An 11,678-nucleotide genomic window follows, 5' to 3' on the forward strand; every position below is an offset into this window, starting at 1 on the left:
TATCAAATTTTTACAGGCCAGTTTTAATAATATTTATGCAATAATTTACATTTATATAGTTTCTTGTTACGTTTAGGGTTAAGTTTTCAATTTGTTTATTTTTAACACTTTATACGCATTTTGTAATACAATCTCATTATGATTAATCCAAATACGATCTGTTATGTGCTTAATATAAATCGATAATATTTATTCTTATATAAAGCTTTTTAGAAAGTCGTTGATGGCGTTCTTATATGTAGAATTTAAAACCTCAATTTAGAGCATTTGAGCCAAGTGGGCAACAGGTAGTTTAATGTTGTAATAACAAAATGTTAACATGGGATTAGTATTTTAAATTATGAAAATTCTAAAAACTAATGCTCTTAAAATCGTAATAGTTATGGTTATTGGGCTTATTACAATCACTAGTTGTAAAAAAGAAAACTTATCAATAGAAACTGTTCTTAATAAAGATGAACAACTCTATAATTTAATAATTAGCAGTGGTGTGAAATCTGAAAACATAAAGGATGTTGGAGAGTATTATCTAGTCGAAGGAGATATGTTGTTTAAAAAAAATAAGTCCGATTTGAAAAGGGTTAGTCAATATTTGAAAGGCAGTGCTGATTTTTCAACTAATTTAAAACAATCCATTCAGATGAGTTCTCCTGGAAGTATCCCTAATAAAATATCTCAGTGGCGTACAAATAGTATAATTTCATCTCAGAATGTTGAAAATATAAAGGTTTACTACGATTCATATCCTAATCCCTATGGTGCTCCGTGGAGTTCTGCTTGGAAAGTAGCTACGGAAAACTGGCAGAATATTCCAAATTGTAAAATAAGTTTCTATAATGATTTTAATAACAGATGGACGAATCAATATACAGATAATGCAATAACTATCATTGAGGGAGTTCCGCTATCCCCTAGTACTTATGCTTATGCTGAGTTTCCAAGTTCGGATAATGCTGGCTATAGCATTCATATAAATACAAGTATTAATTTATCTGAAGGGCAAAAAGTATTTATATTAAGTCATGAATTAGGACATTGTTTAGGTTTTAGACATACCAATTGGCAATCAGACTGGAGAGAATATAATACTCCAGAAGGGGCTATCCAGATACTAGGGACACCCGCTACTGATCCGGCCTCTATAATGAATAATGGAGCAAGTTTTCAAACTGTTCCAACTTGGAATTCATTTTCTTCTTATGATGTTATTGCAGCTCAAACGCTTTATCCATATAGTTTATACGATAATTGGATAAATGATGTTAGTCCTTTTGCTGGCTATGGTGATTCTGATTTACATCCGGAAATTACATGGAATAGTAATTTAGTGTCATCTTCAACTGTTTCAATTGAAATTTATCAATATGGAGTAAGTAAAGGCATAATAGCTTCAAATATTCCAAATAATGGTTCTTTTATAGGTAGTAATAATTATAGGTATTATTTACAGCCGTCTACTCATGATTATTTCTATGTCCAGTTAAAAATAATTTCAGATAATAATCCTTCTATAAGTGATATGACTAAAGCATTTAATTTTTTCTGGGACTAATAGATTTTGATTATTCCTTAAATGCTTATTTTATATTTGAAATTCTTTGCAAACGAAGCTTATGGAAAGTGGCAAGATTTAGGTATTGATGAAACTATTTTTAATTTAGGTAGTACTCCTAAATTCACTTTAAATACCGGATCAATTTTATTAACAGGTGCTAGTTTTACAGGCTTAACTGGTTTTGATGTGGTAGCTCACCGTGGCGCATTTGGTACTTCAGACTGGACAGCAGGTTGGGCTAACTTTACGCCTCAAACTAATATTTATTAATTCTTATATTTTCAAATTATAAAAAAGGCAGGGATGTTCCAGATGGAACATCCCTGCCTTTTTATTTCAAATTATACGCCATTAAAGCGCTTATTAGTGCCGTAATGTCTGATAAGATTACTCGCTAACCGGCTCTTTTTTTACTGCTTTCTTCTCTGCAATAGGTTTAGCCGTTTTAGCCTTCAGAGCTGCAGGAGTAACTTGCTCTTCTTTGATATATGGCGTTATAGAATCATCCTGAATATGGAAAGTAACTTTTTTAGTTAATTGCTTTGCAAATTTTTCGATTACTTTATCGGTTTTTTTCGCTTTGCCGTACTAGATAACAAGTTCGTTAAATGCAAGGGCCAATTTCGATTCTAATTCTTTATGTAATTTTTTGCTTGTCGAATGATTTTAGCTAACTCAGTCTTTATCAGCTTTAAATTCGGAATCGATATCCTTGATAAAGAAACAGGTGATGCTTAACTGATAGAACTTCATTGATTAAAAACAATATTTTATCAATCATTTACTACAGGTAAAGATGTTGTTGCTAATGGTTCAACACCTTCATTCGCAAGCGCTGATTTGTTAAAAACATATTTAACAGGTAAAGGAAATACAATTATTGATGAAACTGCAGCTGCTGCTTTATTAAATGCTTTTTTCAGCTTAACCGCTCCTAACTTTACAGTTAAAAGTGGTTCTTCGGCTGCTACTGGCGCAAGCTTTTAAAATTTAAAAAATAGTCCCATACAATAGGCTAATATAATAAATTAAGAGCCCTTGTTAGTTTGATCTAACAAGGGCTTTAGTATATGTTCAATTTTTCGATTTGAAGATAGTCTTCCAAATAATTATTTGTTAGTCCTGGCCATTAACAATAAAATTAATGGCTTCAGAGGATATAATTACCTTTTATGGTTACCAGATTATCTCCATAATAACTTCTCCTGTACCTCATGTTTACCAATCCTTTACCCTCTAGGTAATAAATAGGTAGAGAAAAGGTAAGCAAAGGGTAACCCTGGGGTTAACTTGGTGTACAGAAAGGGTAAACAACAGGTAAAGAAAGGGTAAGCAATTTCATGTTGTTATACACTAATTTTAATCTATCAATATTGTCCTGTACTAAAATAGATGAACGAATTAATGCCGTATTAAAATGCAGGTATATTGTTTTATTTTAATGTATGTTTTGTTTGTTTATTATTAATGATATGTGTTGTATGATTTGTATTTTTTATTAGATTAAACTTAATGATTTGTTCATTATAGCTTAACACTAAGATGGTTAACTTGTTTGAAGGAAAACCTAACTATGAAGAAAACATCTAATTTAAGCTCATTCTCCAGGAAAGTGGGCTTGGCAGCTTTGCTGCTAACCTTAAGCATCTATTCATGTAAAAAATCTGAACCCTCTGTTATCGCGACCGAAAGCAAAGCAGAAGTTGACGCTACTGCACTTGCAAAAATCAAAGAAATGGGCTTTCAAACAGATGGTATTAAAGAATCTGGAGATTACTACGTGGTGGAAGGTGATATCCTGATTTCGAAGAAATCACTATCAACAGTTAATAATATTGAAAAAGCAAGAAATACTGGTGGTAAAATAGCGCAGGCAAATACAAATAATTTACTTCAGGGAAATTTAACTAATGTGATCATTACAACGGAAGATTACGATATCAGATGGCACTATGCAATCAGGGAAGCAGTTGCTGCCTGGAATGCAGTTAGCAACTGTCGGATCAACCTTATCCATTCCTATAGTCAATTTTATCCTCCGTATACGAATTCGGTGACACCTACAATTACTATAAAAAAATCGAATTTAGGAACTGGTGGTTTTGGACAGGGACAATTTCCTACCACATCTGGTACTGCTGGAGCAATTCTGCTTGTAAACCCTTTTACAAATAATGTTAATAGTAACGGGCAAGATAATGGTATTCCTAGAAGCCACGAGCAGGATGTTTATATGTTAGTACACGAAATTGGCCACTGCCTTGGTCTTAGACATACGGATTGGAAGGCGGAAGGTACTGGTGGAAGTGCTGTAGGTGCAAATCCGATTCCAGGTACACCTAATAATGGAAATCCCGGTAACGACCCTAACTCAGTAATGAATTCAGGTAGGTTAGGTACATCAAACGCGTGGTCGAGTTTCTCTTCTTATGATGTAATTGCTGCCCAATATTTATACCCGCCAGTAACCACGCCATTTGTAAGTACCTTTAAAAATGTAATCAATGGTCCATCTTCCAATTCAGCAGGTAGCGAAGTGATCAGTACCGCTGGCGCCATGTACAATGGTGGTTACTATGAATGGAGGATGTTAGATCAGAGTTTAAATGTTGTATTGCCAGTAAGCAGTTTTAGTAATTCGGCACAACAGGAATGGACGCACAGTACTCCTGGAACTTATTATTTAGAGTGTCGTTTGGTTGGTTTAGAATGTGCAGGAGAGTGGGCAAGACAAACCGTAACTTTTAATTAAGTATCAGCTGATCAAAATAGATCTGTTGCAAAAAAAAAGCAGGGTAATTTCCATTAGAAAATTATCCTGCTTTTTTATTTAAAACTGGTTATGCGCTAAAAGGTGATTTATGACCGTATGCGGTTAACTAAATTTTAATTTACTCCGCTATCGGCTCTTTTTTTACTGCTTTCTTTTCTGCAATAGGTTTAGCCGTCTTAGCTTTTGGAGCTGCAGGAGTAACTTGCTCTTCTTTGATATATGGCGTTATAGAATCATCCTGAGTATGGAAAGTAACTTTTTTAGTTAATTGCTTTGCAAATTTTTCGATTACTTTATCGGTTTTTTTCGCTTTGCCGTACTGGATAACAAGTTCGTTAAATGCAAGGGCCAATTTCGATTCTAATTCTTTACGTAATTTTTTGCTTGTCGAATGATTTTTCGACTTAGATTTATTCTTTTTCATTAAAACTTATGGGTTTTTCCAAAGGTAAAGAATTGGAAAGTTAAATTAATATTATGATTATGTTAACACGTTGCTGACTGCTTAACATATAAAATATTTCTTATAACTTAGGTTAAATCACATAGGTTAGCATTTAATCGAACAAATATGAATTACCCAATAGTAATCGGCGTTGCACTTCTGGTCGTTATTTTAATTGCTTACCTGATTAAAAGAAACCAAAAAGACAAAAAGGAATTTGAAGAAGAGGTAATTCAGTCAGAACTTCCACCGGAGAAAGAGGATAAAGAAAACAGCTAAAAACTACTTCCCGGTGCGATATCACCGCCCAGATCTAGTGTATTCTGGAAACCTTCCAGGTATTGAAGTAAATGCCGCTCAGCATTTGCGTAAGAAGTAAATGTAGATGCCGGTTCATAGGCATCAGCATCAGTTTTGCTTTTGTAAAATGAACTGATTTTGAAAACGAAAACTTTGTCGTCGTTAATGGGCGACATAATTCTAGCCTTTATGGCGTGGCCGTTTACCTCAACAAAAAATTCTTTTAAAACGGTATAGATAACAGCAGGCATAAACAAGGTTTTAGATTTAACTCAATATAAGAGGTCTAAATTACCTTAAATAGCTCATGAATCAGTGTGTTATTGATAAATTAATATGTTTTTAACATTAATTTAATGCTTGGTATTTTATTTAATACCAAAGTTCTATTTCTTAACAGGCTCGTAGGCATAAACCACTTCATATTTACTGTTCTTGAAATTTGAAGAAAGTTGTCCGATTTTTAAGTTTTGTGCCTGCGGTGTAGGCTCACAGTACGAATACTTTTTGCCTTTATAAGTAACCGGTTCACCAATTGGTTTATCGAACTGTACGGCGATAGTTAAATGTTTAGGGTAGAGTAGGGCAATCATCGGCAGGTTATAGATTTCCTTTACGAGATAGAAAAATAACGCGGCCCGGTCATCGCAATCACTGTAGGTACTTAATAAGGTTTGTTCAGGCGAGAAACGTTTTTCTTTGCCAAAGTTTTCATCGTCATCTTCGTATAAAAAACCATAACGGGTAAATCTCATGAGGTAATCAACACCTTTTTTCTGATCCATGTGTCTCAGGTTTTCTTTCAGGGTTGGAATAAGAGAGCTGTATGTTTCCCTGCTCAATGGAATATTAAAATAACTTTCAAAATCTACTACCGGATAATTTTTAAAAATGGTTTGTACATCTTCATTAACTTTTAGCTTAAAATGATGGATTTTTTGACCGTAACTAAATTCGATATCCTTTTCCTGGTAGCTTTCCGGTTTAAAATCGGGCATTCTGGTTACCTTATAAGAGAAAGGATTTTTAGCCTCTGGTATTATAATTTTAACGGGCTTATAAGCATCGGCCTGTTTAAATAGTTTGCCATAATCATGATAATTCAAACACATAAATTTTTTGTTGTCAATCATGAAAAATGGAATATCGCTAATGTCCTCTTCATTCCTTACATAAAAGATAACCTGATCATTCCCTACAGCTAACCGTGCATCGTAGCCGCATTTACTCAGTAAAAACCATTTATATAAAGTATAAGCAAAATAATTATCTGCTTTCGGACTAATCTGTTCAGCTGTCTTACGGATCAGTTGATAATAAATCCAGTCGTTTAAATGATATTTTTTCTGGTATTTTTCTAAAGAGGAAATAAGCGGCGCATATTGGCCAGAAGAGATGCGGCTGTAAAAGTTAGAAACAGCTGATGTTGTAGCTGTTTTAGGTATAGGAAAAACGACTGAAGAATCTACATTAAAGTTGAAAGTTCCATCATAAAAATCGAAAGAATAATGCTGTCCCTTCGAGATGACGGTATTCATCATCAGGAAAACGAACAAAATGGTCCTCAAAATAGATGTGTAAATTCCTCTTTTCAAAATGCTCCATATTTGGTTACATTAAATTTACCTATTATTAACATAAAAGCAACAATTTCTTTATGTGAACAATGGGGTAGCGCTTAACGGAGAATTAACATTGGATTTCGTAAATTCAAATAGGATTAATTTTTTAGTGCATAAAGTTCTTCTCTTAAATGTTTTAAAAGTGAGATATTACAATCTTTACACGCTATTTCTTTCAAATGAATGGGTTTGCCGATACTGATTTTTAACTGGTGACCATTTTTGTTGAATAACTCTGAAATCAGCTTTGCTGTTTGTAAAGAAGGGTGTATAAATTTCAGCAGGCTAAAAAAGATGCCATTATTGCCGTGAAAATACACTGGTAGTATCGGTACATTGGCTTTGGAGATGATTTTTCCAACCACGGGATGCCATTCGCGGTCGGTAATCTGATTTTTTCTGAATTTATAGGAAGAAACTTCGCCTGCCGGAAAAATAGCAACTGGGCAGCCGTCTTTTAAAGCTTTTAAAGTTGTTTTTAATCCGCTGATACTTGATGAATCCTGAACTTTTTCGAACGGATTTACCGCGATAATGCATTTCTCCAGATTTGGGATTTTCTTTAACAGAAAATTCCCCATAAACTTTGTATCAGGTCGGTGATTGGCAAGGATACTTAATAAGGCCAATGATTCTATAGCACCGTAGGGATGGTTTGCAATCGCAATAAATGCACCTTCTTTTGGAATGTTGGCTAAATCCTCATCGCTGATCTGAATAATAACGCCCAGAACATTCAGGATATGATTGGCAAATTTTTCTCCTTCTAAAGTATTAGCATCTCTAATAATTCCATTGAAGTCGTTAATCTTTAAGAACTTCATTAAAAAGGAAGCAAGACCAGGAATTGGAATATTACAAATGCCTGTTGCCTTTGAAAAATTCTCTTTAGAAATGACTGTCATAATTATAGTTCAAAATTGATTCCATTAGAGAACCAATTTGATAAATGATTTTTATTTGAGCTAAATATAAGGGAGGGAAACACTCAGTTCTCACGAAGAAGAATGTTTATCATAGCTCATACAGAGTACCTAAAGATAATGGAATAATATGAATAAGAGTGTATTAATCAATTAAGAAATTGTAAGGAATGAAATTCTATAAATAACATTTCATTAACATCAATTTAATAACATGAACCTACTTTTGTGGCATAAATATTTGGTTAGTATTTATAAAGTTTAGGTTAGTTGATAATAAAAAACCCAGATGGATGTCTGGGTTTTTTTATTGAATTAATTTACAGGTTTTTGCCGAGTTTTTCGAGCATTTCTGGTGGAATATTATGCGTATCAACCACTAAGAAACCATCCAGGCAGTCAGAGAATTTAGGATCGATATTAAATGAGATAATCTTCGCATTCAGATTCATATACTGCCTCAACAGCACTGGTACTTTAATATGCGAATTTTCAATGTCTCCGATTATGCTATCCAGATCTTTAAAAGACTCGCTGCTATCAACCAATGTATCCGTAGAAATTGGTAAAAGATCAGCTTTAAATTTATTTCTTGGCTTCACATATTTGGCCAGCTCATAATCGAAATGGTTTTTGGTAATATAATCAACAATTAAAGCCTTGCTGAATTTCGAAAAATTGTTGCTGATACTTACCGGCCCGAACATGTAACGGTACTGTGGGTTATCGATGAGGTATTTTAAAATTCCTTTCCACAGTAGGAACAATGGTAGCGGCTTACCCTGGTATTCTTTTCTGATCCAAGATCTGCCCAACTCGATACCCTGCTTTAACATGGGGTAAAACTGATCTTTCATTTTAAAAAGTTCAGAAAGGTAGAAACCACGGCGTCCCATGCTTTCTAAAATTTCATCTCCTTTACCAATACGGTAGGCACCTACAATATTCTCTAAATCTTTATCCCATATAAATAAGTGGTTATAGTAGATGTCGTAATTGTCGAGATCGATTTTTTTGTTGGTACCTTCACCCACTTCACGGAAAGTAATTTCTCGTAAACGGCCAATTTCTCTTAAAATATTTGGGATTTTTAAAGTTGGAACAATATATACCTCATAATTTTTCTCCGTCCAAACCCTGAAATCTTCCAGAAGCGTTACTTCATTTTTAATCAAAAGCCTCGAAGTTTCTTCAATTACCTCAGCAGGTTTCTTTTTAATTTTAAATAAGTTTAATGGGTTAAAGAGTTTCTTCTCTGTATCTAAACCAATACCCAGCGCATAGGTACGGGCTCTTAAAAAGTCCATCAGTTTATTGCTGCTGTTCATGTGCGAAATTTCAGATACGGCTATTGGTTTACCAATTCGTACCTTAATGGTGCGTCCATGTTTATTTAAAAATTCCGAAGGTAATTTTGCTGTACGCAGGGTAGGGTGTATGAAGCTCAAAATGTTAAAGAAAACACCGTTATTACCATGAAAATAAATAGGTACAACAGGTACTTTTGCTTTAGCAATCAGTTTTCCAACAACAGGATGCCACATCCTGTCCGTTACCTGCTGAGCATCTAATTTAAAGGTAGAAACTTCTCCTGCAGGGAAAATACCAATTGGGATTCCATTTCTAAGCAAATCAAAAGTAGTTTTTAATCCACTGATACTTGAAGAATGCTGCACATTTTCGAAAGGATTTACAGCAACAAAAAATTCATCAAGGTTTGGTATTTTTTTCAAAATGAAATTGACCATTACCTTAGCATCCGGCCTAACCGTACACAATAGTTTAACTAAAGCCAAACCTTCTACACCACCATAAGGATGATTTGCGATTGCGATAAAAGGACCTGTTTTAGGAATACCATTTAAATCATCATCATCAAATTCTATAGAAACGCCAATGGTTTCTAATATCTTGTCTACAAACTCTAAGCCTTTAAAATGTTGATTTTGAGCAAATACGTCGTTAATGTCGTTCAGTTTCATGATCTCCATCATCAAACCTGCTAAACCCGGTACACCTAGCTTATCTATCTTTGTTGCTTTCGCAAACTCAGATGTAGTTATGATCTTCATATAAATTCTTAGATTGTTGATAGGCAAAACCTATTCTGTTTTGCAATCCCAAAAATAAGATTTATATTTATAATACACATGTCATATCGCATCAATGAGAATTTGGTTTAACAAAAATTTTGGTGTCAGCAAAAGTGAATTCAACGGATTGTTGTTTCTCGTCTCTATTATTGTTGTAATTAAGGCCATTCCAACGATATATGGCTACTATCAGCCAATTTCGAACGATGATCCGAATCTTTTAGCACAAATTCAGCAGATCAGTATAACAGATCAGGCATATGCTAATACTATTCGCGATCGGATTGAAGAAGCTAACCCTCGAAAAACAATTAAACTTTTTAAGTTCAATCCCAACAGCTTAGATGCAGAAGGTTGGCAAACTTTAGGCTTATCTGCAAAACAGGCACAATCAATTATAAATTATACCAATAAAGGAGGCAAATTTTACAAAGCCGGAGATCTTCAGAAAATGTATACCATTTCGCCGGAAATGTATAAAAAGATATCGCCTTATGTTGACATACCCGATCAGCCCATCAATGCCTCAAGGAAGTATGTACATTTTGAAAAAAAGGAATATGCTAAAAAAACTGCTTTGATTGTTGATATTAATAAGGCAGACTCGATGCAATTGGATGAGATTAAAGGTATTGGCGGAACTTTTGCCCTTAGGATTATTAAATACCGTGAACGTTTAGGTGGTTTTTACAAAAAAGAACAACTTCTCGAAGTTTATGGTTTAGATTCCAGTAAGTATGCTGAAATTAAAGATCAGATTGAAATCAGCAATACTGCACTAAAAACAATAAATATTAATACAGCAACTTTTAACGATTTAAAGCGCAATCCATATCTTTCGGTCAAACAGATCAATGCCATTATTCAATACCGTAAACAGCATGGCAATTATGCTAACCCATCCGATTTAAAAAAGATCATCATTTTAAACCAGCAGGTTATTGATAAGATTACACCTTATATTTCTTTTTAGTACCTTAAACTTAGCGCCTGCTTAAAATTAAATAAAATTTATTCGTATGTCAGTCTGAGCGTACTCGAAGACCATTTCAGCGCATTTATAAAAGCAATCCATTATGCTATCATTGACAGCCTCCAAAAATTCGTCATTGCGAGAAGGAATGACGAAGCAATCTATCATCCAGTGATCCATGCTATAAAGATTGCTTCGTCGGGCTGAAAAAGCCTTCTTATAATGACATTCATGTAAACTACTGATATTCAGTGTTTTTTGTTTTGGCCATATAAGACATTTAAGGACCATATAAGCTTATATTTCTTATATGGTGTGAAAGCCTAAAGGATTATTTAATGAATTAGATTTTCTTAGGTGTCTAAGGTGGTTAATTAAACAGCGTAGTCTTTAATTTTGCGACCACCTTAGACATCTTAGCTCAATGAGTTTTACAGGATGCAAAATCTTAAACCTAATAAGCTAGAAAGCGCACATAGGATGTCATTCCTATTTTTTTATACCACAGACCTGATGGGTACTCGCAATGACGATCCCTCGGGGAGATTTATTTCCATTAAATTCTACTGTCATTTATATTGATTTTATAAAATAATTTTCTCTCAGTGTGAGAGAAAATGGACATTTATATTTGTTATTAAAATTTAAACATGCTCTTAAAAGCTAAAATTTTAATTGTGATTTGGAAAGCAATACCAGTGCTAATCGGTTCCGAAAGCCCTGCTTTATACTTTACTCACCCGATTAAAAACCTGAGAAACAAGTAAGCACACAATAAAAGTAAAAACAAGTGCTTAAACCGGGATTCGTGTTCGTTTCAATCAGGTTTAATTATGGAGGGGCAATGCTGGTTAACCCCAAATCATAGCGCCGGCCGTGCCACCTAAACCTGATCGGAACGACACGAAGTGAAACGGAGTAAAGTGGAGAGCAGGGCTGAATAACGCTAAACGCTTCTGTACCTGATTTCCAAAAAAAGATAGCCAGGTTAAAA

11 protein-coding genes are annotated in these 11,678 nt (G+C 34.2%); 6 read left to right on the plus strand and 5 right to left on the minus strand.

The window, feature by feature from the left end; translation table 11 throughout:
- The first annotated feature begins 340 nt into the window (after positions 1-340).
- From IM793_RS04320 to IM793_RS04335, 4 genes are all read left to right on the plus strand, one after another.
- A complete protein-coding gene (locus IM793_RS04320) occupies positions 341-1,552 on the plus strand; it encodes a M57 family metalloprotease (protein WP_193419890.1) in 1,212 nt (403 codons plus the stop codon).
- 21 nt (positions 1,553-1,573) lie between these two features.
- Entirely contained in the window at positions 1,574-1,825 is a 252-nt protein-coding gene (locus IM793_RS04325; protein ID WP_193419891.1) for a hypothetical protein, read from the plus strand.
- 570 nt (positions 1,826-2,395) lie between these two features.
- The gene (locus IM793_RS04330) at positions 2,396-2,542 is read left to right on the plus strand and encodes a hypothetical protein (RefSeq protein WP_193419892.1); all 147 of its coding nucleotides are present in this window, start codon (positions 2,396-2,398) and stop codon (positions 2,540-2,542) included.
- Between the two features lie 586 nt (positions 2,543-3,128).
- Positions 3,129-4,307, plus strand: a complete 1,179-nt coding sequence (locus IM793_RS04335) for a M57 family metalloprotease (RefSeq protein ID WP_193419893.1) — start codon at positions 3,129-3,131, stop codon at positions 4,305-4,307.
- A gap of 139 nt (positions 4,308-4,446) precedes the next feature.
- On the opposite strand, the gene IM793_RS04340 is transcribed toward IM793_RS04335, so the two are convergent.
- Positions 4,447-4,752 (minus strand): hypothetical protein, encoded by a 306-nt coding sequence (locus IM793_RS04340; protein ID WP_193419894.1) that lies wholly within the window; start codon positions 4,750-4,752, stop codon positions 4,447-4,449.
- 147 nt (positions 4,753-4,899) lie between these two features.
- On the opposite strand from IM793_RS04340, the gene IM793_RS04345 reads away from it, so the two are divergent.
- A complete protein-coding gene (locus IM793_RS04345; RefSeq protein ID WP_193419895.1) occupies positions 4,900-5,052 on the plus strand; it encodes a hypothetical protein in 153 nt (50 codons plus the stop codon).
- Here IM793_RS04345 and IM793_RS04350 read toward each other — a convergent pair.
- The 4 genes from IM793_RS04350 to IM793_RS04365 form a co-directional block, all read right to left on the minus strand.
- The gene (locus IM793_RS04350; RefSeq protein WP_193419896.1) at positions 5,049-5,324 is read right to left on the minus strand and encodes a hypothetical protein; all 276 of its coding nucleotides are present in this window, start codon (positions 5,322-5,324) and stop codon (positions 5,049-5,051) included. The genes IM793_RS04345 and IM793_RS04350 overlap by 4 nt on opposite strands.
- A gap of 135 nt (positions 5,325-5,459) precedes the next feature.
- Positions 5,460-6,668, minus strand: coding sequence for a hypothetical protein (locus IM793_RS04355; protein ID WP_370629758.1), 1,209 nt, complete (start codon positions 6,666-6,668; stop codon positions 5,460-5,462).
- A gap of 125 nt (positions 6,669-6,793) precedes the next feature.
- A complete protein-coding gene (locus tag IM793_RS04360) occupies positions 6,794-7,600 on the minus strand; it encodes a lysophospholipid acyltransferase family protein (RefSeq protein WP_193419897.1) in 807 nt (268 codons plus the stop codon).
- A gap of 338 nt (positions 7,601-7,938) precedes the next feature.
- Positions 7,939-9,690, minus strand: coding sequence for a lysophospholipid acyltransferase family protein (locus IM793_RS04365; protein WP_193419898.1), 1,752 nt, complete (start codon positions 9,688-9,690; stop codon positions 7,939-7,941).
- Between the two features lie 94 nt (positions 9,691-9,784).
- Between IM793_RS04365 and IM793_RS04370 the strand changes: the two genes are divergently transcribed.
- Positions 9,785-10,684 (plus strand): ComEA family DNA-binding protein, encoded by a 900-nt coding sequence (locus IM793_RS04370; RefSeq protein ID WP_193419899.1) that lies wholly within the window; start codon positions 9,785-9,787, stop codon positions 10,682-10,684.
- The last annotated feature ends 994 nt before the right edge of the window (positions 10,685-11,678 follow it).

Origin of the sequence: Pedobacter sp. MR2016-19 (assembly GCF_014947265.1) — a bacterium.
Lineage (GTDB): Bacteria > Bacteroidota > Bacteroidia > Sphingobacteriales > Sphingobacteriaceae > Pedobacter.

Bases quoted from the DNA above. Each gene is read 5' to 3' on its own strand.
- IM793_RS04360 (WP_193419897.1), bottom strand. From the start codon at position 7,600: ATGACAGTCATTTCTAAAGAGAATTTTTCAAAGGCAACAGGCATTTGT.
- IM793_RS04340 (WP_193419894.1), bottom strand. From the start codon at position 4,752: ATGAAAAAGAATAAATCTAAGTCGAAAAATCATTCGACAAGCAAAAAA.
- IM793_RS04370 (WP_193419899.1), top strand. From the start codon at position 9,785: ATGAGAATTTGGTTTAACAAAAATTTTGGTGTCAGCAAAAGTGAATTC.
- IM793_RS04320 (WP_193419890.1), top strand. From the start codon at position 341: ATGAAAATTCTAAAAACTAATGCTCTTAAAATCGTAATAGTTATGGTT.
- IM793_RS04350 (WP_193419896.1), bottom strand. From the start codon at position 5,324: ATGCCTGCTGTTATCTATACCGTTTTAAAAGAATTTTTTGTTGAGGTA.
- IM793_RS04365 (WP_193419898.1), bottom strand. From the start codon at position 9,690: ATGAAGATCATAACTACATCTGAGTTTGCGAAAGCAACAAAGATAGAT.
- IM793_RS04325 (WP_193419891.1), top strand. From the start codon at position 1,574: ATGCTTATTTTATATTTGAAATTCTTTGCAAACGAAGCTTATGGAAAG.
- IM793_RS04345 (WP_193419895.1), top strand. From the start codon at position 4,900: ATGAATTACCCAATAGTAATCGGCGTTGCACTTCTGGTCGTTATTTTA.
- IM793_RS04335 (WP_193419893.1), top strand. From the start codon at position 3,129: ATGAAGAAAACATCTAATTTAAGCTCATTCTCCAGGAAAGTGGGCTTG.